21 protein-coding genes are annotated in these 24135 nt (G+C 43.1%); 6 read left to right on the top strand and 15 right to left on the bottom strand.

Annotated elements, in window-relative coordinates:
• Positions 1-131: 131 nt before the first annotated feature.
• The 5 genes from pyk to METVE_RS0106810 all read right to left on the bottom strand — a co-directional run bounded on the left by pyk (position 132) and on the right by METVE_RS0106810 (position 6977).
• Entirely contained in the window at positions 132-1559 is a 1428-nt protein-coding gene (gene pyk / locus METVE_RS0106835) for a pyruvate kinase (RefSeq protein WP_026362050.1), read from the bottom strand.
• 171 nt (positions 1560-1730) lie between these two features.
• Positions 1731-2939, bottom strand: coding sequence for a phosphoglycerate kinase (locus METVE_RS0106830; protein ID WP_020167715.1), 1209 nt, complete (start codon positions 2937-2939; stop codon positions 1731-1733).
• Between the two features lie 158 nt (positions 2940-3097).
• Positions 3098-4105: a type I glyceraldehyde-3-phosphate dehydrogenase gene (gene gap / locus METVE_RS0106825; RefSeq protein WP_020167714.1), complete on the bottom strand. Its 1008-nt coding sequence runs from the start codon at positions 4103-4105 to the stop codon at positions 3098-3100.
• Positions 4106-4185: 80 nt separating this feature from the next.
• The gene (tkt, locus tag METVE_RS0106820) at positions 4186-6168 is read right to left on the bottom strand and encodes a transketolase (protein WP_020167713.1); all 1983 of its coding nucleotides are present in this window, start codon (positions 6166-6168) and stop codon (positions 4186-4188) included.
• A gap of 470 nt (positions 6169-6638) precedes the next feature.
• On the bottom strand, positions 6639-6977 hold the full coding sequence (locus METVE_RS0106810; RefSeq protein WP_020167711.1) for a hypothetical protein: 339 nt from the start codon (positions 6975-6977) through the stop codon (positions 6639-6641).
• 361 nt (positions 6978-7338) lie between these two features.
• Here METVE_RS0106810 and METVE_RS0106805 point away from each other — a divergent pair, with 361 nt between their 5' ends.
• Positions 7339-7653 (top strand): BON domain-containing protein, encoded by a 315-nt coding sequence (locus METVE_RS0106805; RefSeq protein WP_020167710.1) that lies wholly within the window; start codon positions 7339-7341, stop codon positions 7651-7653.
• Between the two features lie 173 nt (positions 7654-7826).
• Here METVE_RS0106805 and METVE_RS0106800 read toward each other — a convergent pair whose 3' ends face one another.
• Genes METVE_RS0106800 through METVE_RS0106790 form a run of 3 tightly spaced genes read right to left on the bottom strand, consistent with a single transcriptional unit; the run spans position 7827 to position 10028 of the window.
• Positions 7827-8366, bottom strand: coding sequence for a superoxide dismutase family protein (locus tag METVE_RS0106800; protein WP_020167709.1), 540 nt, complete (start codon positions 8364-8366; stop codon positions 7827-7829).
• A gap of 41 nt (positions 8367-8407) precedes the next feature.
• Positions 8408-9445: a Gfo/Idh/MocA family protein gene (locus METVE_RS0106795; protein ID WP_232415553.1), complete on the bottom strand. Its 1038-nt coding sequence runs from the start codon at positions 9443-9445 to the stop codon at positions 8408-8410.
• A 10-nt stretch (positions 9446-9455) separates the two neighbouring features.
• Entirely contained in the window at positions 9456-10028 is a 573-nt protein-coding gene (locus tag METVE_RS0106790) for a thioredoxin family protein (RefSeq protein WP_020167707.1), read from the bottom strand.
• Between the two features lie 55 nt (positions 10029-10083).
• Between METVE_RS0106790 and METVE_RS0106785 the strand changes: the two genes are divergently transcribed.
• The 5 genes from METVE_RS0106785 (at position 10084) to slmA (ending at position 14969) form a co-directional block, all read left to right on the top strand.
• The gene (locus METVE_RS0106785; protein WP_020167706.1) at positions 10084-10818 is read left to right on the top strand and encodes a 16S rRNA (uracil(1498)-N(3))-methyltransferase; all 735 of its coding nucleotides are present in this window, start codon (positions 10084-10086) and stop codon (positions 10816-10818) included.
• 72 nt (positions 10819-10890) lie between these two features.
• Entirely contained in the window at positions 10891-12528 is a 1638-nt protein-coding gene (gene argA, locus METVE_RS0106780; protein WP_020167705.1) for an amino-acid N-acetyltransferase, read from the top strand.
• Between the two features lie 143 nt (positions 12529-12671).
• Complete coding sequence (gene argB / locus METVE_RS0106775) at positions 12672-13571, top strand: acetylglutamate kinase (RefSeq protein ID WP_020167704.1); 900 nt, start codon at positions 12672-12674, stop codon at positions 13569-13571.
• Between the two features lie 164 nt (positions 13572-13735).
• Positions 13736-14365: a pyrimidine 5'-nucleotidase gene (locus METVE_RS0106770; RefSeq protein WP_020167703.1), complete on the top strand. Its 630-nt coding sequence runs from the start codon at positions 13736-13738 to the stop codon at positions 14363-14365.
• Between the two features lie 37 nt (positions 14366-14402).
• Positions 14403-14969, top strand: coding sequence for a nucleoid occlusion factor SlmA (gene slmA, locus METVE_RS0106765; RefSeq protein ID WP_020167702.1), 567 nt, complete (start codon positions 14403-14405; stop codon positions 14967-14969).
• 146 nt (positions 14970-15115) lie between these two features.
• Here the strand turns inward: slmA and METVE_RS0106760 are convergent, their stop codons facing one another.
• The 7 genes from METVE_RS0106760 to ftsA all read right to left on the bottom strand — a co-directional run bounded on the left by METVE_RS0106760 (position 15116) and on the right by ftsA (position 24101).
• A complete protein-coding gene (locus METVE_RS0106760) occupies positions 15116-15679 on the bottom strand; it encodes a hypothetical protein (protein WP_020167701.1) in 564 nt (187 codons plus the stop codon).
• 187 nt (positions 15680-15866) lie between these two features.
• Entirely contained in the window at positions 15867-17090 is a 1224-nt protein-coding gene (locus METVE_RS0106755) for a multifunctional CCA addition/repair protein (protein ID WP_026362047.1), read from the bottom strand.
• Positions 17091-17154: 64 nt separating this feature from the next.
• Positions 17155-18120: a complex I NDUFA9 subunit family protein gene (locus tag METVE_RS0106750; RefSeq protein ID WP_020167699.1), complete on the bottom strand. Its 966-nt coding sequence runs from the start codon at positions 18118-18120 to the stop codon at positions 17155-17157.
• A 38-nt stretch (positions 18121-18158) separates the two neighbouring features.
• Positions 18159-20237 carry a lytic transglycosylase domain-containing protein gene (locus METVE_RS0106745; RefSeq protein WP_020167698.1) on the bottom strand — a complete coding sequence of 693 codons (2079 nt, stop codon included), beginning with the start codon at positions 20235-20237 and terminating at the stop codon, positions 18159-18161.
• Positions 20238-20509: 272 nt separating this feature from the next.
• Entirely contained in the window at positions 20510-21448 is a 939-nt protein-coding gene (gene lpxC, locus METVE_RS0106740; protein WP_020167697.1) for a UDP-3-O-acyl-N-acetylglucosamine deacetylase, read from the bottom strand.
• Between the two features lie 118 nt (positions 21449-21566).
• Positions 21567-22730 (bottom strand): cell division protein FtsZ, encoded by a 1164-nt coding sequence (ftsZ, locus tag METVE_RS0106735; RefSeq protein ID WP_020167696.1) that lies wholly within the window; start codon positions 22728-22730, stop codon positions 21567-21569.
• Positions 22731-22862: 132 nt separating this feature from the next.
• On the bottom strand, positions 22863-24101 hold the full coding sequence (gene ftsA, locus METVE_RS0106730) for a cell division protein FtsA (RefSeq protein WP_020167695.1): 1239 nt from the start codon (positions 24099-24101) through the stop codon (positions 22863-22865).
• Between the last annotated feature and the right edge of the window lie 34 nt (positions 24102-24135).

Below are 24135 nucleotides of genomic sequence, written 5' to 3'. Positions count from 1 at the left end.
GAAAGTGCTTTATTATAAATTGCGCTGGATGTTAATGCATATTTTTAACGAATATATTACGTTAACTTTTTGGGTAAATTAATGTGTTAACTAACGAAGTAATTTGTGCAAAAGTTAACCCATTTTTAGTGTTAATAATCGCCGATTTTAACAATCTTCATCGTATTGGTTCCGCCTAAACTACCAATCGGCTCACCAAATGTCAGCAAGACTAAATCGCCAATATCCACCACTTTTTGTTGCAATAAAACTTGCTGCATCTCCTGCAGAATTTCATCTCTGTTTTTATTTTCATGCTCAATCGGATAAGGATAAACGCCGCGGTGCAAAGTGAGTTTTCTGCGTGAAAATTTATCTGGCGAAAGCGCGTAAATCGGCACTTGCGCATCTGCACGCGATAACCATTGCGCCGCATTGCCCGATTGCGTAAGCGCGGCGATGGCTTTTACCCGCATATGCTGCGCGGTGTAAATCGCAGCGGCGGCAATCGCTTCATCCGTTTTCACGAATACCTGGTCTAGTTTCTGATTGCGATATTGAATAAAATATTCTTTTTCCGCTTCCCTCACCACTCTATCAACCGCTTGCACCGTTTCTAGCGGATATTGCCCCGCCGCAGTTTCTGCAGAAAGCATCACGGCATCCGTGCCATCTAACACCGCATTAGCCACATCGGACACTTCTGCTCGCGTTGGAATCGGGCTGGTAATCATCGACTCCATCATTTGCGTGGCAGTAATCACTAATTTATTTTGCGCACGCGCCATGCGAATCATGCGTTTTTGCAGACCTGGCACAGCCGCATCGCCCACTTCCACGCCTAAATCACCACGCGCCACCATAATCGCATCACTGGCTTCAATAATCGCTTCTAAGTGATCGATTGCTTCTGCGCGTTCAATTTTGGCCACAATGCTTGCCGCACCGCCCGCTTGTTTGACCAGATTTTTTGCCAACACGATATCTGCTACGGATTTTGGAAAAGAGATGGCAATATAATCAGCCTCAAGTGCTACAGCCGTTTTTAAATCCTCTTTATCTTTGATGGTTAACGCATCGGCCGATAAGCCACCACCTTGGCGATTGATGCCTTTATTGTTGCTTAACACGCCGCCACTCAATACCACACAATGGATTTGATTACCTTTTACGCGGTCCACCTGCATGGTAATTCGCCCGTCATCCAGCAACAGCACAACACCTTCGGTTACTTCTTGCGGCAAGGTTTTATAATCTAAACCCACTTTGAATTGACTACCTAACAAGCAATCGGCATCCAAAATAAACAAATCGCCCGTTTTTAAGCTGACTTTACCCAGCTCAAATTTGCCTATTCTGATTTTTGGGCCCTGCAAATCGCACAACACACCAACGGGCCGGCCAAGCTTTAACGCAATTTTACGCACGATTTCTGCACGTAAAATATGTTCCTCAGCCGTGCCATGTGAAAAATTCAACCGCACCACATTTACACCAGCCGTAATCAAACGCGCAATCATTTCCTCTGAAGTGCTTGCCGGACCTAACGTTGCAACAATTTTAGTTTTGCGTAATATCATTTGCTGACCTAAATAATTACTTTTAATGCTGTCATCAACAATGGTTAAATTCAATTGACCTCATTTACATCATCACCCTAAAATAGGATTGAATCAATTTAATGACAAAAATTGAGCAATAAAAAAGAGGCCATCAGCCCCTTTTTAAAAACGTGCAAATAAAGCGCATATTTATTTACTTGCTTGCTCTTTCGCTCGACTTTCTAAAATCTCAACTGCTGGCAATGTTTTGCCTTCCAAAAATTCTAAAAATGCACCGCCTGCAGTGGATATGTAGGAAATCTTATCGTAAATATCATATTTTTGAATGGCTGCAATCGTGTCGCCGCCGCCTGCTAACGTAAACGCTTTGGTGTTGGCAATTGCATGCGCGATGGTTTTAGTGCCTTCGCCAAATTGATCGAACTCAAATACGCCAACTGGACCATTCCACACTACCGTTCCAGCATTATTGATAATCTCTACTAGTTCTTTAGCAGATTTCGCACCAATGTCAAAAATCATATCGTCAGACTCAACAGCATCGGCACTTTTTTTCACTGCGACCTCGTCTGCGCCAAATTTTTTAGCACAGACAACATCGACTGCAATCGGCACTGCTGCGCCTCTTTTGCTCATTTTTTCCATTAAGGTGCGTGCTACTGGCACTAAATCATCTTCACATAATGATTTTCCTACTTCAAACCCTGCGGCTTTTAGAAATGTATTGGCAATGCCGCCGCCGACCACCATTTGGTCTACTTTTTCTGACAAGCTTTCTAATACGGTTAGTTTGGTCGATACTTTGCTACCGCCTACAATCGCGACCATTGGACGCGCTGGATTTAACAATGCTTTAGTTAATGCTTCTAATTCTTCGCTTAATAACAAGCCTGCACAGGCCACTGGTGCATACTTGGCAATGCCGTGCGTACTAGCTTCGGCGCGATGTGCGGTGCCAAACGCATCCATTACAAACACATCGCACAAGGCGGCATATTTTTTAGCTAACTCATCGTTGTTTTTCTTTTCACCCACATTAAAACGGCAGTTTTCTAGTAAAATCAGCTCGCCATTTTGTATGGTCATGCTGCCTGCTGGTGCCGCGTCACTCAACCAGTTCTTGACTAAGCGCACTGGTTTTCCCAGTTTAGCTGACATCACATCAGCCACTGGCTGTAAGGAATTTTCTTCTGAATAAACGCCTTCTTCTGGGCGGCCTAAATGTGAGGTCACCATCACTTTTGCGCCCGCATTGAGCGCGTATTCAATGGTCGCCATGCTGGCTGTGATTCGCGCGTCTGAAGTCACTTTTCCATCTGCAACAGGCACGTTTAAATCGGAGCGGATGAATACGCGTTTGCCAGATAAATCTAAGTCGGTGATTTTAATAAATTTCATTTTAATCTCAGTTTAAACAGTTTCTATACACAACTCTCACAAGATAAGCTCAAGATGGGATGAAGTGCAAGGCGCACAGCGCGCAACGACCGAGACATACCATTAAGGTAGGCGAGGAAGTGAGCACTGCGCAACGCCGCAATTCGCCCATCTTGTGCTTATTTATCAGCAATATATTGCACTAGGCGCATTAGGTTACAGGTATAGCCATATTCGTTGTCATACCAAGCGACAACTTTTACAAATGTCGGGTCTAACATAATGCCTGCATCTGCATCGAACACGCTGGCGGCTGACGCACCTCTAAAATCGGTTGAAACCACTTTATCGTTGGTGTAAACCAGTACATTTTTGAGCGAACCTTTTGACGCAGCCTGCATAGCAGCGCAAATATCCGCGTAACTGGTCGGTTTCACTAACTCAACAGTTAAATCCACCACTGAAACATTCGCAGTAGGCACACGTAGCGCCATACCAGTTAGTTTTTTATTTAATGCTGGAATGACTATACCAACCGCTTTAGCGGCACCAGTAGTCGATGGAATGATATTTTCAAACACGCTACGTCCGCCACGCCAATCTTTATTACTAGCACTATCCACAACCATTTGTGATGCAGTTGCCGCGTGTACTGTAGTCATTAATCCACGCTTGATTTCAAAGTTATCGTTAAGTACTTTAGCAATAGGAGCAAGCGCATTCGTTGTGCAAGAAGCGGCAGAAACGATTGCCTGCCCTGCATAACTTTCATGGTTTACGCCATACACAAACATCGGTGTGTCATCTTTTGCAGGGGCAGATTGCACTACTTTTTTAGCACCTTCTGCCAAATGGCCTTTGCAACCTTCAGTGGTTAAGAACACGCCGGTCGCATCGATTACCACATCAACCCCTCTTGCACCCCATTGAATATGAAAAGGATCTCGCTCTTTACTCACCGCAATTTTTTTGCCGTTGACAATTAAAGCGTCACCTTTAATGCTGACAGTGCCGTTAAAACGCCCATGCACAGAATCATATTGCAGCATATGTGCCATGTAATCGATATCTTGCATACCGTTAATCGCGACTACTTCAATATCTGCGAATTCGCTTTCCTGTATGACAGCGCGTAACGCCATACGCCCAATGCGCCCAAAACCGTTAATGCCTACTTTAATCGTCATGCCTGTTCCAAGATGAAAGGTTTACAAATAAAAAGAGCCTCAATACTTAGAGGCTCTTTTCAAGACTATCTATTCAATGATTACAACACTGACTTAACAACAGCAACAACGTTTTCAACTGTAAAGCCGAAGTGTTTCATCAATACGCCGCCTGGAGCTGATTCACCGAATGTGTCGATACCAACCACAGCACCTTCTAGACCTACATATTTACGCCAGAAATCTGTTACACCAGCTTCAACCGCCACGCGTTTAACGCCTGGAGTTAACACGCTGTCTTTGTAAGCTTTATCTTGACGGTCGAATACATTTGTTGATGGCATTGAAACTACGCGTACTTTAGTACCCGCTGCATTCAACTCAGCCGCTGCTTTAACTGCTAATTCAAGCTCAGAGCCGTTAGCAATAATGATCACTTGCGCGCCAGCAACATCAGACAACACATAACCACCTTTACGCATTAAAGCAAACTGCGCTGCATCATGCTTGAAGCCTGCTACGTTTTGACGGCTTAATACCAAGCTTGAAGGACCAGTCAAACGCTCAACAGCTGCAACCCAAGCAACTGCAGTTTCAGTTGAGTTACCTGGACGCCATACATCCATATTTGGAATTAAACGTAAACCAGCCGTATTTTCAATTGGTTGGTGTGTTGGACCATCTTCACCTTGACCGATAGAGTCATGTGTCAATACCGCAATCACGCGTTGTTTCATCAATGCAGCCATGCGCAATGCGCTTTTTGCATAGTCAGAGAACATGTGGAATGTACCGCCGAATGGAATCAAACCACCGTGCAATGCCATACCGTTCATAATCGCAAACATACCGAATTCACGTACGCCGTAAGAGATATAGTTACCCGGTTTTTTCGCATCAACGTGTACAAAGCTACCAGTTGAAGTTAAGTTTGAACCGGTTAAGTCAGCAGAACCGCCTAAGAACTCAGGTAATAATGGTGCTAAAGCGCCAATGACGTTTTGTGATGCTTTACGAGTTGCAACACCTTCTGCTTTTTCGTTTGTTGCAGCGATGATCGCATCAGTCGCTTCCTTCCAGTTTGCTGGCAATGTACCAGACATGCGACGTGTGAACTCTGCCGCTTCAGCCGGGAATGCTTTTGCATACGCATCAAATTTAGCGTTCCATGAAGATTCAGCAGCCGCACCTTTAGCAGTTGCATCCCAACCAGCGTAAACATCTGCTGGAATCACAAATGGCTCATGTGCCCAACCGATGTTTGCACGTGTTGCAGCAACTTCGTCTAAACCTAATGCAGAACCGTGGCAATCATGTGAACCAGATTTGTTTGGTGAACCTTGACCGATTACTGTTTTACAACAGATCAATGATGGTTTGTCTGTTACTTTTTTAGCTGCAGCAATTGCAGCACCGATAGCAGCAACATCATGACCATCTACTGACTGAACGTGCCAGCCGTATGATTCAAAACGTTTTGCAGTGTCGTCTGTGTACCAGCCTTCGATATGACCATCGATAGAAATACCGTTGTCATCCCAGAATGCTGTTAATTTACCCAAGCCCCAAGTACCAGCCAGTGCACAAGCTTCGTGAGAAACGCCTTCCATCATACAGCCGTCGCCCAAGAACACGTATGTGCTGTGGTCAACAATGTCGTGGCCTGGTTTGTTGAATTGATTTGCTAATAGTTTTTCAGCCATCGCGAAACCAACACCGTTTGCAATACCTTGACCTAATGGACCTGTGGTTGTTTCAACGCCTGGTGCGTAACCATATTCTGGGTGACCAGCACATTTTGAATGCAATTGACGGAATGTCTTGATTTCGTCCATTGGCAATGCGTAACCTGTTAGGTGTAGCAATGAATAGATCAACATAGAGCCATGGCCGTTAGAAAGCACAAAGCGATCGCGATTAGCCCATGATGGATTTTTTGGGTTATGGCTTAAATGATTGTTCCAAAGTTCTTCGGCAATTTCTGCCATGCCCATAGGCGCACCTGGGTGGCCGGAATTGGCTTTTTGCACTGCATCCATCGATAACGCACGAATTGCGTTGGCTAAATCTTTACGCGTTGCCATTATTTTCTCCCTAAATTTTAGCTAAACTGAACAGGTTGTTATTAATATTTAAACTAACGATAAACCTAATAGAAATTGCAAAAAAGCTTGTTTTAAAACCTGTTAACCTGTTTTAAAGCTTTTTAGTAAGACACTTTTTGTAAAGTGGTAATTATTCCCTAATTAGGCATTTTCAGCAAGTTTCAAGCGAGGATAATTTGGCGGCAATACACCACTTTTACAGATTATTTTGGTGTAATCCACAAGTCATACGAGTGTATTAATATTGTTTTGGTTTCAACTTTAATCTTATTCTGTCAATAACAACAAAAACCAAATAAAAAAGCCAATAAAAAAAACTAAGTGCAAAACAACCGCACTTAGCTTAAAACTGCACATATAACTAATATTTTTTAACTACCAATGTATTGGATTAATAAGATGTTTATTTGAGTACATGATGGTTAGTGTTAATTGAGATAATCAATCAATCAAACAGAACGGCGACTTGAACGCATTACAAAACAAAATAATGCCCCAAGTATTAACCAAGCCTGCGGCGGTAACTTATTTAACTCAAACGTAGATAACTCAACAGTTGATTTATCGGATGCCGAATTTTTCTCCGACACATTTCTAACGCCCATGTTTGTGTCATCTACACCTTGCAATTGCGCAACATCATTCACTGCAAGCCTTATTACTGGCGCCGCGTCATTCATTTTCACATTACCGCCAATTTTAGCCACACTGTTAATGTCAGCCAAAACTGTCGTTGATACTGCCGAAATCATACTTAACAACATAAACGCCATCATTTTTTTAAACATTTTTGATATCCAATTTAGACAATAAACTTAAAGTAATTAAGCCTTTGCAAGTTGGATGCCAATTATATTTTTTTAAAAATACACATATAAATCAAATGATTGGATTTATCTTAAACATGTCTAAATGTTGTGATTTTGACACTACTGTCAATTTTGCCAGTCACAACCAAACCAATCTCAATACACTTAACCTTTAAATATCAAGCAAAATGGTCATCTCTGCTGCTTAAGTTAGTTCGCTTAAGTTAGACAGAAATGTCCTACAGCAATATCAGCAACCGCCTATTCGATATTTTTTTCAAATGCCTAGAATGGCTACTGTGTTAAGCACATATCTATTTATTATCGAAAGGAAATACAAATGAAAGCAAATCTTAAAACGTTACTAGTTGTTGGTGCTTTAGCATTACCTTTGGCTGCATTTGCTGCAGAAGGTGATTCAGTTAAAACTAAAGTTGGCGACGCGGTTATTACGACTAAAGTAAAAGCAGAATTAGCAAAAGACAAAACAGTTAGCGCAACTGATATTAAAGTTGAAACTGACAGCAACGGCTTAGTGCAATTAACAGGTACAGCAAAATCGCAAGCTGAAGCAGATAAAGCAGTTGTGTTGGCTAAAAATGTTAAAGGTGTAACTGGCGTTAAAAACGACATCGTTGTAACAACAGCGCACTAATAATTTTGTAGAAATACATTTTACGGCTTAGATTTAAGTATCTTTGCTAACTAATCAATCGACGTCCATAACGTGTATTGTTTGGATAATAAAAAACGAGGCCTCGCGCCTCGTTTTTTTATTGCCATTTTTTATGGGTTAACCTTATATATTCATCAACATTTCAACTGGATTTACTTGATAATACCGCAACCAATACGCGGTCCAGCATTGCCAACCGGTTGCGATTTATAATCATCCGCATCACGATGAATTATCAATGGTAAACCAACAATATCGTATTTACCTTCCGTTAAAGTCACTGTATCCAATGTTTGCTGTAATTTAGCTACGCCATTTGCGTTGGCTTTAAGGTTAAACATCGCACCTGCATGACGTTGATCTTGGCCAGGATAACCATGCGCGTGATTATCAGGATTAAAATGTCCGCCCGCTTTGGTGCCGTCACCTGAGCAATCAGCCACTGCATGCACATGAAAACCGTGCTCAGAATTCGGTTCAAGGCCACTGATATTGGCATTCACCAACACCTTGTCCCCAATTTGCGTAAAGTTAACTGTGCCATGTGGCTTAAAATCGCCTGCGGCAGAAGTTGGCTCAATGGTTGCACTAGCCGTGTGCTTATTTGTTGGCAGGTTCTGACAAGCAGACAATAACAGCAATAAAGTAGCTGAAACTGCAATGGATGATGCGTTGCGCAAAGATTTATTCATGCAAAATATTCCAATCTAAATAGTGGGGAAAGTTAAAACGCCTACTTTTCACATTGCTTAATGACCATCTCAATCGCTCGACAGTTAGCTTTTGCATCGTCAAACGTCAAGTGCGGCACTTTGTCATTCAATACACAATCACTGAAATGCTCGATTTCCAGATTAAAGTGATTGCTTGGCGCAAAGCGTTCTTCTGCGTATTTTCCATCTTCCAGCGCCCAACTAATAACTGGCACATCACTTTGAAACACCCAAGCAGCGTGGCATTTTACCCAACCCTTGGTGCCGATGATTTCATATTCTGATTTTCTACTGCGCTCAAAACTCACATCAAAATGACCAAAGCGCGCCCGGCCTTCGCCGTCTGGTCCAAAATCTAATATGCCACTGGTCACAATATCTGCGCTATGTTCATTCAACTTGGCATGCGCGGTGATAGAAACTGGTTCTGTGGGCTTACCATCTTTCTGAAAGCACCAACGCAAACTATGAATCGCATAAGGGCCGATATCCCACATCGCACCGCCGCCATTCCCCATACTGCGGTCAATGCGATACATGCGTGCTTGTTTCATCAAAAATGAAAAACTGGCACGTGCGGATAATACATCGCCAATCAAACCAGAATCGATAATCTCTTGCACGCGTTTGTGTTGTGGATGAAAGCGATACATAAAGCCTTCCATCACTTTGACATTATTTTTAATCGCCGCCGCTTCAATTGCCTCTACATCTTTTAAAGTGGTTGCCATCGGCTTTTCAATCAAGATATGTTTGCCCGCATTAATGGCCTTAATCGCCCATTTTGCGTGCTCTTCATTCGCCATCGGGCAGTAAATCGCTTCCACATTTTGGTCATTAATTAATGCATCCATATCGTCATAACACAGCACATTTGAATGCGTTTCCATAAAACCTGACGGCGCATATTTTTCTAAAACCGCTTTAGCAGCGCCTGCACGGCGACTGGCGATTGCGACTAATTCTGAATTCTGCGCTTCAATAATCGCCGGTAATAAACGCTCATTAACCCGCGCCGCGCCAAGAATTCCCCATTTTAATTTTCTAACTTCACTCACAATAATTCCTCTATTCAAACCATTTAATACTGCAACCAATACTTGCGATCTGCTCAATAGGACCTTTACCTGTTTCCGCAATCAGCTTCATGGCATCAAATAAATCACGCGTGTTATCTGCTGGCGGCTCTGGGTTGCGGGCTGCGGCATCAAAACGGCCGCGATACTGCAATTCGCCCTTGGCATTAAAACCAAAAAAGTCTGGTGTACATACAGCGCCATAGGCTTTTGCGACGTCTTGCGTTTCATCTAACACGTATGGAAAACTAAAACGGTTTTGCGTTGCTTCTTCTTCCATACGCTCAAAATTATCATCTGGATATTTCACTGTGTCATTACTTTGAATCGCGATGCTATTAATGCCATATTGTTCAAGCTCAAGACAAGTGACAACCAGCCGAGTTTTAATGGCTTTAACATAAGGGCAATGGTTGCAAATAAACATGACCAACAAGCCATTTTTGCCCATAATCATATCGCGTGAGACCAAGTTACCCTCAGTACCCCTGAAATTCACAGCAGGCAAACTAAAATCAGGGGCTTTCCAACCAAAATCGCAAATAGGTGGATTTAAACTTGCCATGCTTTACTCCTTAATTAACTTATAATTTAATCTTAACACTTTCATCTAACGAATCATGTCTAATACCCGCTTTTACAGTGCAGAAAAACTCATTTTAGGCGCATTAGCTCCACTATCTGCCAGCGCGGCCACTCATGCCACGCGCGCCTTACGACTGAATATTGGCGATAAACTCAAATTATTCAATGGCGATGGATTCGACTACAGTTGTGAGTTAATCGGCATCAAAAAAAATGAGGTGATTGCCAAAGTATTGGCTGGCGAAATGATTGAAAATGAATCACCACTTAACATCACTTTGCTACAAGGTATTTCCAGCGGGGACCGCATGGATTACACCATTCAAAAAGCCGTAGAGTTAGGCGTTAAGGCGATTCAGCCAATTTCCACCGAACGCAGCGTGGTAAAACTCAATCAAGAACGCGCACAAAAGCGGCTTGAGCATTGGCAAAACATTGTCACCTCTGCCTGCGAACAATCTGGGCGCGCATTTGTGCCGCAAGTATTGTCGCCAATCAGTTTATCGAATTGGCTAGCATATAACCCACAAGGAAATGCCACGCGCATTTTACTTAACCCTGTCGGTGCATTAAAAATCGCCGCATTAACCAAACCTGTCAGCCAAATTCAATTATTAATAGGCGCAGAAGGCGGTTTAAGCCAAAGCGAAATCGATGCTGCCACATCGCAAGGTTTTCAATCCATTATTTTAGGTCCACGTATTTTACGCACCGAAACGGCAGCACTAACCGCCATCGCCAGCATGCAAACTTTGTGGGGCGATTACTAAATCTATACAATTAAAATTGTATTTTTTACAAAAATATTTATAATATTGTAAATATTACAAATAAATGGATTTATGATGACATCTCTTGGCAGATTTATTCGGCAAAAACGTCAATTTAATAACTTAACTTTACAACAACTCGCCAGCGAAGTAGGGGCAGATGCTGGTAACTTGTCACGTATAGAACGTGGCGAATTAGGCGTTTCTGAAACTTTATTGCGAAAAATCGCTGCAGCGTTAGACACAACACCCGCAAGCCTTTATGCTTTGAGCGAGGAGGAAAGCGATTTTCCAACGCGAGTAGAAGAGCAGCGTCAGTCGTACTCATCAGACCTGAATCAATCGACTTTTAGCCCATCTGCAGAAGATTTCGTGCACCAAAATTTTGTTAACTGGTTTCGCTCTGTCACACCTTACATCCATGCGTTTGGCGGACGGACATTTGTAATCGCATTTGGTGGTGAAGTGGTCAGCGAAGCACAATTTATTGCGTTATCGCACGATCTCAACTTGCTTGCCAGCTTAGAAGTGAGGCTGGTATTGGTGCATGGCGCACGCCCGCAAATTGAGCAGCGTTTAAAACGCGATAAACTCACGCCTGCTTTTAATAATGGTTTGCGCGTAACCGATGATGCGGCGATGGAAGCGGTAAAAGAAGCCAATGGCGCAGTGCGGGTGGAAATTGAAGCCTTGCTTTCGATGGGCATTGCTAATTCACCGATGGCTGGCGCTGATATTCGGGTAGCGAGCGGCAATTTTGTGACGGCAAAACCGCTTGGTGTGCGCGACGGCGTTGATTTGCAGCACACAGGCGAAGTGCGCAAAGTAGATGCGATTGGTATACAAAAACGCTTGGATGACAACGAATTGGTATTGTTATCGCCACTTGGCTATTCGCCAACTGGGGAAGCTTTTAATTTGAGTTTAGAAGATGTCGCAGTGAGCGCAGCGATTGCACTGGACGCAGACAAACTGATTTTCTTGATGGATAGCGATGGCGTACGTAATTTGCGCGGCGATCTACTGCGCGAAATGACCGCAGAAAAAGCCAAAAACTTGCTGCGTAACGTGCAAAATAATGCGCAAAATAACGAGGCACCTATTCACTTTTCTGAAGATGTGGATTATTACCTGCCAGCAGCAGTACGCGCTTGCGAACACGGCGTGGCACGCACACATTTGATCTCTCGGCATATCGATGGCGCGATCATTCAAGAGCTATTCACGCATAGCGGTATTGGCACGATGGTCACAGAGGAAGGTTTAGAAACTATGCGCCAAGCTAATATCGACGATGTTGGCGGCATATTGAAATTGATTGAACCGCTGGAAAATGACGGTATTTTAGTACGCCGTGGACGCGAACGTATCGAAATGGAAATTGAGCATTTTTATGTGATGGAACACGATAATCGCACTATCGGTTGCGCGGCGCTTTACCCGTTTGCAGATGAACGCATGGCAGAATTCGCCTGCTTGGCGATTGACAATGCTTACCGTGGCAATGGCCGTGGCGATAGGCTTTTTAATTATTGCCAAGCGCAGGCGAAAGAAAATGGTTTCAAACAACTATTCTGCTTAACTACGCGCACAGAACATTGGTTTTTAGAGCGCGGTTTTATTGAAAAAAGTATCGAAAAATTACCGCAACAAAAACAGCAACTTTACAATTTTCAGCGTAAATCTAAAGTGTTTGTTAAGTCGCTTTAATTCAGCCAAAGCGGAATCGATTAAGCCACCTACATAAAAGTTAACCATTTTTTTGGTTAACTTTTATTATTTGTTTTGGGTAATCTTTATATTTAAAACGCATTTTTTAGATACAATGAAGCAAAATTTAATCACAGAGAAATATGATGCTAGATAACATCGCAAATACCACTGCGCCCGCTTTAAAAGCCACAATTCTGGCTGAGGCGCTGCCTTACATTAAGCGTTTTTTTGATAAAACCATTGTCATCAAATACGGCGGAAACGCGATGACAGATGAGCATCTAAAAGAGTGTTTCGCGCAAGATGTCGTGCTACTGAAATTGGTTGGCATGAACCCAGTTGTTGTACATGGCGGCGGCCCGCAAATCAATGAAATGTTGGATAAACTGGGCAAAAAAGGCGAGTTTATTCAAGGCATGCGCGTGACGGATGCAGAAACCATGGATGTAGTAGAAATGGTTTTGGGCGGTCAAGTGAACAAAGAAATCGTCAATCTGATTAATCGTCACGGCGGCAAAGCGGTTGGTTTGACTGGGCAAGATGGTAATTTTATCCATGCGCAAAAATTGTTGATGGCAGATAAAGATGATGCCAGCAAAATGATCGATATCGGCCAGGTTGGCGAAATCACCGCGATTGATCCCAGCATCATTAACTTTTTAGATTCTGGCGACTTCATTCCAGTAGTTGCGCCAATTGGCGTAGGTGAAAATGGCGATACATTCAATATTAATGCCGACGTAGTTGCAGGCAAATTGGCCGAAATCTTGGGCGCAGAAAAACTTATTTTGCTGACGAACACGCCTGGTGTATTGGATAAATCTGGCACATTGTTAACTGGTTTAACCCCAAAACAGATTGATGATTTAGTCGCAGACGGCACATTATCTGGCGGCATGTTGCCTAAAATCAGTTCAGCCTTAGATGCAGCCAGAAGCGGCGTAAAAGCCGTGCATATTATTGATGGCCGCGTAGAGCATGCGCTTTTATTGGAAGTATTGACCGATGAAGGCGTGGGTACGCTGATTAAAGCAAAGTAATTCCAACCTCAATTTCATCGATGAAACTGCGTTGACTGCCTCGCTTCTGCATAGCCGCGCCATCTACACTATCTTCGTCGGTCGCTCGTTGCCGCCTTGTCTCATCATCGAATTGGAGCTGGAATGAGCCTTGATAAAGAAACTCGGCATCAGAAAATAATGCTATGAGCCGAGTTTGGATTTTTGATTTAGACGATACTTTACACAACGCTTCTGCGCATATTTTCCCTGTGATGAATCGCGCCATGACGCAGTACATCATGGACGAACTGGATTTAGATGAAATCGCCGCGCATCAATTACGCCAGCATTATTGGCAGGTTTATGGCGCGACACTCAAAGGTTTAATGCGCCATCATTGTGTGAATGCGCACCACTTTTTAAAAGCCACGCATGCGTTTATGGATTTGCCGAATATGGTGATTCAAGTGAAGCAGTTGCGCCATTTATTGCAAAACCTACAAGGGCGCAAATGTGTGTTCACTAATGCGCCGCGCGAATATGCGATGCGTGTGCTCACATTGATGGGAATTGCCGATTGTTTCGAATTAGTCTTTAGTGTGGAGTCGACAAAATTTCATGCCAAACCATCCCTACGTGGTTTTCAGTTGTTGCTTAAAACCTTAAAAACGCATCCTAAAAACTGCATTATGCTAGAGGACAATCTACCGGCTTTAATGACAGCTAAGCGATTAGGCATGAAAACGATTTGGGTGACAGCAAAATTAAAAAAACCAAATTTTGTAGATTACAGAATCAACTCAGTGTTAGCACTCACTCACATTAAGATATAATCAGCGCCTAATATAAAATAATAATCAGGGGAACAATATGGCATTAGACCGTACGACAAATCGCAAGCAGCAAATACTAGAAACACTCGCCAAAATACTAGAAAATCCTAAGCGCGAGAAAATCACCACCGCTAGTTTAGCGGCAAAACTCGACGTAAGCGAAGCAGCGCTTTATCGCCATTTTGCTAACAAAGCACAAATGTTTGAAGGCTTGATTGAGTTTATCGAAGCGTCCATTTTTGGCGTGATCAATAAGATCACAACCGATGAAACCGATGGCGCAAAACAGGTACAGTTAATCATCACCATGTTATTAAAATTCGCCGAAAAAAATCCAGGCATGACTCGCGTGTTAACTGGCGATGCACTAGTGAACGAAGAAGAATGGCTGCAAACGCGTATTAACCAACTTTACGACAGAATAGAAGCCAGCTTAAAACAAAGTATTCGTATCGCAGAAACCGCCACAGGCGTTAAAGGTGATGCTGAAGCTCAAGCTAATTTGATAGTGTGTTATGTGATTGGTCGTTGGCATCAATATGCTAAGAGTGGGTTTAAGCGTAAGCCAACGGAATTTGTGCAACAACATCTAGGTATGCTGTAATCGTAGATTTAGATTGCAAATACATGACAGATCTATTAACTCTCACATAAATAAAAAAAGAAAGGCCAAAACAGCCTTTCTTTTTTCTTACTCATTTCAATAAAAACAATCGCCTTCAAAGTATTTCAAAGCAATATTATATCGGCTTAGTTACGGTCATTACCTCTACCGTTTCCGCCTTTGTTGTTTTTGCCTTTGTTTTTACCTTGATGCTTATCTGGCCCATTGCCTTGATGGTTTCCATTCCCTGCCCCATCGTTTGAACGACCATCATTTCCATCATAACGCCCCTGTCTATTATCATTTCTACTCCAATAGTCCTGATCATAGCGCCTGCCATCATCGCCGCGTTGACGATACTCTTGATATCTAGGTGCGTAAACGTTCTGATACCATGTGCCTTGCACAAAGTAAACTGGTCTGCCACATGCGTTATATCTATCGCAGTAATTTGCCCAGCGTTTTGCCTGACCAGGCGGCACTCTTAAATAAATAGGTTGCGCATTCTGATAAAAAGGCTCGACATAAACCACTCTAGGTTCCGCATAGACTAGTTGTGGTCTCGGGTAATAATCACCAATATTAAGTTGCCCATAAAAGCCAGGCTGCCCAATGCTAACTGACACCCCTACATCTGCTTGAGCTGTAGATATCCCTATCGTAGATAGGGCAACAAATGCGCTAAATGCAACAAATTGTTTTTTCATCATAAAACCTCGTTATCTTTAAAATTTGTATGCTACAAAATCAATGTAATTGAGCTTCTAGTCAAGTAGCTAACTCATTGTGTAAGTATAACGGCTGAAGTTTTATCCGGATGACGCTGACAAGCTTGTAAGACCTATCTGACTAGGTAAATATATGTAAAGAATAGAAGAAATACGATTGATGAATCTTTCAAATAATTTGCTGAATGGTTTTCAGTCTTGCCTGAAACAATGCAGCCTTAATCTTTTCAGGCTCATTAAAACCTTGCGCAATCGCACCAGCATTCACACTTAAAACTGCTTGTAGTACTTTCTTAAGCAGTTCAGCTTCGAGTAAATCACAATTTTCTAATCCAGTCCTGCCACGTGAATCAGCTTCGCAGGCTTTTAAAAAATCGTTAAACCTTTCAGGCTGACGAATCACATCCAACTCCATCAAAAACTCAAGCAAAGTATCTGCACGCATTTTGCTGGCTTGGTGTAATTTGCCGTGAAACTTTGCGACAATATGCGCCAACTCTTTGCAATCATTTGGCACACGTAGACGTTTACTCACGTCTTTCAACAAATCTACACTGCGAATCTCATGGCCGATATGGCGTGGCAAAACATCGATTGGCGTAGTACCTTTGCCAAGGTCGTGCGTTAGTGCGGCAAAGCGAATCGGCAGGTTGAAATTTTGTTTGGCGGCGTAATCAATCACCATCATCACATGCACGCCGGTATCAATTTCAGGATGATGTTGCGGCGGTTGCGGCACGCCCCACAATCTATCCAACTCCGGCAGAATTTTTTGTAGCGCACCACAGGCACGTAGCACTTCAAACATGCGGCTAGGTTTTTGCTCCATCAAACCTTTTGCTAACTCTTGCCAAACACGTTCAGGCACCAGCGCATCCACTTCGCCAGCGGCTACCATTTCTTGCATTAGCTTATTGGTTTCTGGCGCAACTGTGAAATCCGCAAAGCGTGCGGCAAAACGCGCAGCACGCAAAACTCGTACAGGGTCTTCTGCAAAAGCATCGCTTACATGACGCAGAGTTTTGGATTTGATGTCCGCTAATCCGTTAAATGGATCGATTAACTCTTGACGCCCATCTTTGGTATTCACATTTTTTGCGATGGCATTAATGGTTAAGTCGCGACGAGCTAAATCTTCTTCTAACGTCACTTCTGGCGAAGCATGTACGGCAAAGCCTTTGTAGCCCACAGCTGTTTTGCGTTCTGTGCGCGCCAACGCATATTCCTCATGCGTGCTGGGATGTAAAAAAACGGGGAAATCTTTGCCGACTGGTTTGTAACCTGCGGCTATCATTTGCTCGGCGGTACTGCCGACAACGACATAATCTTTATCTTTTACTGGCAAGCCCAATAGTTTATCACGCACCGCACCACCAACAATGTAGACTTGCATTTCAGACATTATTTAGGTTTCTGTGCACTTATTTTTGCACACTAATTTTCTGAACATTAACAGCTTATCTTCTAGCATTAATGGCACGGCCTGCAGCACTGCGGAAACCATCATAAGCGCCGCGTGGCGTATCGTTGATTAAATACTCTGGCAAAACCGCATCAATCGGCGTTGGAATAACAGCTAGCTCTGACGCAATCGGCTGATGTGTCACATTGTCTAGCGACATCGACTTCACATTGTCACGTGTCATTAACTTAATCGGCAGCAACTCTAGCGCAAATGCTTGCGCCATTGATAAGCGATCATTCAAACCAATAATCGGGCGTTGCTTGCCCAAAATATCCATTACTTTTTGCACTAATTCGCGCATGGTATAAACGTTAGGCCCGCCAAGTTCATAGGTTTTATCGTAAGTATCGGTATTTTCTAAAGCGTTCACAAAACAACTAGCTGCATCTTCCACCCAAATCGGCTGAAATTTTGCATCAGGCTTTGCCAAAGCAATCACTGGCAAATATTTAACCAAAGTGGCGAATAGGTTTAAAAATCTATCATTGCGCCCAAAAATAACCGAAGGCCTAAAAATCGTTACATCTAATTTTTTGCTGAAATCCTTTAATGCAGCTTCACCTTTGGCTTTGCTGATTAAATACTGACTAGGTGCGTGGGTGCTGGCTTGCAACGCGCTCATGTGTATGAAGCGTTGAATATCTAAGTTTTCGCATAATTGCGCAACGCGGCGCGGCAGTTGGTGATGATTGGCTTCAAAGGTATTTAAGCGATTTTCATGCAAAATACCGATTAAGTTAATCACCGCATCTGCGCCAGTGAGCGCTTGCTTCAGCGATTGATTATTCATGACATCGCATTCCACCACTTGCACATTTGGCAGCAAAATCAAATGCTTACTGGATTCTCGGCGGCGCGATAATACTTTCACCTGATAACCTGCGGCATCTAATTTTCCGACTATACTGCTACCGACAAAACCTGCTCCGCCCAAAACACATACTGATTTGATTGTCATACTTGCCTTTAAATTACTCAATCTTTTAATTACTTAAACTACTCATCCGCCGCTGGCGTAGATTCAATATTACTCTGAGTTGCATTATTTTGATTCACATTTTCAGCGTCCACATTCGTCACTGCGGCACTGTTAACACCAGCATTATCGCTGATTAACCCTGTATTACTGGGAATAATACCTAATCTTTGTTTTAATGTTATCGGCTTTAACCCGAGTTGATGCGCGTATAAATGCGCGTTTGCCATCACTCTTTGTACATAAGTGCGCGTTTCGCTAAATGGAATCGTTTCCGCATAAATCGCACCTTCTAGCGGCACATCTGCCTGCCATTTTCTTGCGCGACTGGGGCCAGCATTATAAGCCGCGGTTGCCATCACAGGCTGGCCATTCATTAAATCTAAGGTGTAACGCAAGTAATAAGTGCCCAATGCAATATTCGTATCCATTTCATGAATCATGCCATTGTGATAATTTTCAACACCGGCTTTGCTGGCAATCCATTTGGCCGTTGCTGGCATTAGTTGCATTAAACCTGCAGCGCCCACGCCTGATTTTGCCGCAACCATAAAACGGCTTTCTTGGCGCGTAATGCCATAAACCCAAGCTTCATCGATTGCTTGGTCGTTTGCAGCAGATTTCATCAAGTTGCGATATGGCGTTGGGTAGCGCAGTGCAAAATCATGTAGCTCCGTGGTTTTATCAGCCGTGATAATGGCTAGATCATGCCATTTTTGACGTGATGCGAACTCTGCTGCGGCAATCAATTGGCTATCATCAAATGCCTGAATCGCCATTACCCATTCTGCTTTTGCTTCCCACAAAAAGTCTAAACCTTGTAATGCCTGCGCACGCTGAATCGCTGGTATTGCAGCAATCGCTTTTACATCGGCCTCTGAAGTTTTATAAGTATTTAATGGCGCAGTAACAAAACCTTCCAGCTCATCTTGCGCCAACCAGCCGTAAAAGTGGCGCTCTACTGACAGCTTGGCAAACAAGGTATTAGCCTCTAAAGTTTGATTTTGCGTTTTTAACGCACGTGCTTTCCAATAACGCCAAGCGGCTTCTTCAGACTGGGTTGCATCCATTTTTTCGATAACTGCGAGTAGGTTTTTCCAATTTTTATCTCGCAACGCAGCGCGCGCATACCAAGCCATTTGGTCATTATTTAAGCCATTCGTTTTACCATCATTGCTGGCTAATTTAAACCAATCTTGCGCTTGCGGCTCATGCCTTTGCGCGGCATATAAAGCTAATCGCCCATAAAAGAATTTTTTATCGTCCGTTTGAATGGAATCTGCTAGTTTATTAAACAGACTTAACGCTTGTAACGAGTTAGTTTTTGCGACTCGATTCAGCGCTGTCAAATTAAGCTCGCGGCCTAATCGCGTGTTAAAACCAATCGTTCTTTTGGTTAATGCCGCGCTAGGGTTTGCCATGACTTTATCGATTAACTTGTTTTGGCTAGCTTCAAACGTTTTACTGCGTTGCAGAATACCTTTAGCAAGACTGATACGATTATCCGTTAACGCCAAACGGAAGCGCCCCCAAATATCTTCCTCAGTCAATACATTGGCCACTTGCATACGATCAAACAAACTATTGCAATTACTCGGCTGCTCTTTCGCTTGCATCCATAAAGCTTTTGCATTTTGTAGCGATTTCACATCGTCTAAAACTGCATTCGCCTCTGCCGCATAACACGCAACTGCCGCATCTTCTTGTTTATAACGCGCGTATTCAGTGGCGAAACTTGACCAGTCTTGCTCTTTACCGAGTTTTTTTAAATACTCGGCGCGTAGTTTTGCTGAAAAAGGATAATCACTATAAGTATTAATAAAATCGACGATGGTTTTGTTATCTGCTTCATTTAGGCTCAATAACATCAGCCAATATTCAGCATAAGGTGCAAGAATATAGTGCTCATCTTGTAGCTGCTGGGTAAATTCAGATAATGCGATAGCATTTTTTTTACTGTAAGCGTCACGTGCAAGTAAAAACTCATCATCGCCGCTGGCAGCAAAACCAGTGCTGGCAGATAGCGTTAGCAATGCAACGATGCATTTAAAATAGCTGCTTTTAAAGTAATTGAATTTGAAATAATTTAAAGCGCGCATATTAACCGAACCTCTTTTTAGACGTCTTCTAAAGTCGGATAACCCTAGCTATTAAGTAAAGCAGTGTAACTACAACCAACATCCAGCCTGTGTAGGTGAGGATTTGTTTTATGATGGTTAAATACCTTTTATTGCGTGTGACTAGATATAGCGCCAACAATACTAAGCTTGTGAGAAAAACTAAAACAATAGTTAAGCGGATAATTGCCATGATTTGAATGATTGGAATCTAAACGCTATCGTTTAAAAACTGATCGTTATCTGTTTAATCGTTAAATAAAATGCGGCATCAGTTTAGGCGTAAAAAATGCGATTTGATCTTGAAAGCCTTTTGGCGCTTCGTCAATGTTATCAAAAGTCGCAAATTCCCAAGCGTCGGCATCTGCCAACAATGCAATCAGTAAGGCATTATTTAACGCATGGCCAGATTTAAACGCGGTAAATGCACCTAATAATGGATGGCCAAGCATATATAAATCGCCGATTGCATCCAACACTTTATGTTTGGCAAATTCATCGTCATAACGTAGGCCATCGGTATTTAAAATGCGATATTCATCTAACACAATGGCATTATCTAAACTGCCGCCACGCGCTAATCCATTGGCGCGTAGGTATTCCACTTCATGCATAAAACCAAATGTTCTGGCTCGGCTGATTTCTTTAATATAAGTATTATCTTTAAAATCTATTTTGACGTTGCTGCCCGAATTCTCAAAAACAGGATGTGCAAAATCAATGGTGAAATCCATTTTAAAACCGTGATAAGGCTCGAATTTCACCCATTTATCACCTTCTTTTACTTCAACTAGTTTTTTGATTTTAATGAATTTTTTTGCGGCAGACTGCTCCACGATGCCAGCCGATTGCAGCAAATAAATAAAGGGCCCAGCACTGCCATCCATGATCGGAATCTCAGAGGCAGTGACTTCTATCAGAATATTATCTACGCCCAAACCAGCCAGCGCAGACATTAAGTGCTCAACAGTGGCGACACGCGCACCATTATGTTCTAGGGCAGAACACATGCGCGTATCACGCACTGCGTCAGGTTGTGCTTGTATCGTCGGCGCTCCGGGCAAATCGGCGCGCTTAAATATAATGCCAGTATCGATTGCCGCCGGTTTCAAAGTCAGCGTGACTTTTTCACCATTATGCAAACCAACGCCAGTAGCACTAATCTGTTTTTTTAATGTTCTCTGCTTTAGCACTTAATATTTCCAAATATAAACTAACTATTTCTAGCTAGAATCAACTAGTTTGTTCCCTTTATTATGACAAAACATATCAATCAGTTCTTACTTTGCATTTTAACAAATGTTGCCACTATTAATCTGCTTGTTTGCGTAAAAATGCAGGGATGTCATATTCTTCAACACCTGACATTTTCATCGCTTCTACTTGCGCGCGACGATTATTTTGACTAAACACTGCCGGTGCTTCGTCTTCAACTTCGCCTACAAATACTGGCTGACTATTCGTACCTGTCATCAAAGTCGTCATTACACGCAATTCTGGTTTTTGTTGGCGACGTGCAACAGCACCGTTTAAACCAGTTGCCACCATGGTTACGCGCAATTTATCGCCCATGCTTTCGTCAACCACATTACCGACAATCACGGTCGCATCATCTGCAGTGAACGCTTTAATGGTGTTCATCACATCATAATACTCTTTCATTTTAAAGCTGGCACTTGCGGTGATATTCACTAAAACGCCACGCGCATTGGCTAAGTTGACGTCTTCTAATAATGGGCTTGCAACGGCTTGTTCTGCTGCAATCATCGCGCGGTTTACGCCACTGGCTTCTGCAGAACCCATCATCGCCATACCCATCTCAGACATTACTGTGCGTACATCGGCAAAGTCAACGTTTACCAAACCTGGGCAATTAATGATCTCCGCAATACCTGAGACAGCATTATGTAGTACGTCGTTCGCGGCACTGAATGCTTCTGTGAAAGGCACGTCTTCACCCAACACTTCCATCAATTTTTCGTTAGGAATCACAATCAATGAATCCACGTGTTGTGACAACTCTTCTAGACCTTCTGTCGCCACTTTAGTGCGTTTGCCTTCAAAAGCGAATGGTTTAGTCACAACAGCTACGGTTAAAATGCCCATTTCTTTGGCTACTTCAGCAATAATTGGCGCCGCGCCAGTACCTGTACCGCCACCCATACCAGCAGTGATGAACAACATATCCGCGCCATCGATCATTTCCGCGATACGATCACGATCTTCTAATGCCGCTTCACGACCTACTTCTGGTTTTGCGCCTGCGCCCAAGCCTTTGGTAATTTCTGAACCGATTTGAATCGTTTTGGTTGCAGAGCTTTTCTTCAGAGCTTGTGCATCGGTATTCGCGCTAATAAATTCTACGCCCAATACATTTTTGCTAATCATGTGATTAATCGCGTTGCCGCCGCAACCACCTACACCAATCACCTTGATGACTGCTTCTTGTGAATCTTTTTCCATAATTTCAAACATTTTTATCTCCTTTTTGCCTTTAATATTTGCGTTTAACTCGCATTAAACGCTGCCCTATTACCCATACTTAACACTTAAAAAACACTAAAAAACAACTACTTAAATTACTTTCTAACCCAAAAATACTGTTAACTAAAAATTACCCTGAAACCACGACTTCATTTTTTCAAACAAACGACTGATTGAATTCGATTCCATTTGCCCACTAATTTGACGCTCTAATTGCTGCTTGCCCATCAAAATCAAACCAACACCTGTTGCATAACGCGGATTACTGATGACTTCAGATAATCCACCCACATAACGTGGCATACCCAAACGTACTGGCATGTGGAAAATCTCTTCGCCCAGCTCGATCATGCCGCGCATCATCGCAGACCCACCAGTAATCACGATGCCAGAAGCAATCATTTCCTCCATGCCGCTGCGGCGTAGCTCTTGCAACACAAACTCATATAGCTCTACCACGCGTGGTTCAATAACTTCCGCAAGTGTTTGTACCGATAATTGACGTGCTTCGCGGCCATCTACACCGGGCACTTCAACGATTTCGCGTGCATCGGCTAATTGGCGCAAAGCGCAACCATATTTCACTTTAATATCTTCTGCCGATTGAGTTGGCGTGCGGAAAGCCACGGCAACGTCATTGGTAATCTGGTCGCCAGCAATTGGTACTACCGCTGTGTGACGGATAGAGCCGTTTTTAAATACCGCGATATCAGTCGTGCCGCCGCCAATATCTACCAGGCAAACGCCTAGATCTTTTTCATCATCTGTCAGCACAGCGACACTTGAAGCCAATGGTTGTAGAATCAAATCACTGACTTCTAAACCGCAACGCTTGATGCACTTAACGATATTTTGCGCAGCCGCTACCGCGCCAGTGACGATGTGCACTTTCGCTTCCAGTTTCATGCCGCTCATACCGAGTGGATCGCGCACATCATCTTGGCCATCGATAATGAATTCTTGCGTCAGAATATGCAGAATTTGCTGATCAGCTGGCAACGCAATCGCGCGCGCGGTTTCTACCACGCGGTCAATATCCATTTGCGATACTTCTGCATCTTTAATCTTCACCATGCCGTGCGAGTTAAGGCTTTTAATATGGCTACCAGCAATACCGGTAAACACCGCATTGATTTTGCAATCCGCCATCAACTCCGCTTCTTCGATTGAGCGTTGAATCGCCTGCATAGTGGAATCAATATTGATTACCACGCCTTTTTTAAGGCCGCGCGACACATGCTGACCAAGACCAATCACCTTTAAAGTGCCTTCTGGCAACAGCTCGGCGACGATAGTCACGATCTTTGATGTGCCGATATCTAACCCGACAATTAGGTTTTTATCTTCACGAACCTTACTCATTATTTACTCCCTTTTTTCATTTTGTTTGCCAAAC

Source organism: Methylotenera versatilis 79 (assembly GCF_000384375.1).
GTDB lineage: Bacteria > Pseudomonadota > Gammaproteobacteria > Burkholderiales > Methylophilaceae > Methylotenera_A > Methylotenera_A versatilis_B.
The sequence above is the reverse complement of the archived record's forward strand: the minus strand, read 5'-3'. Positions and strand labels throughout refer to the sequence as shown.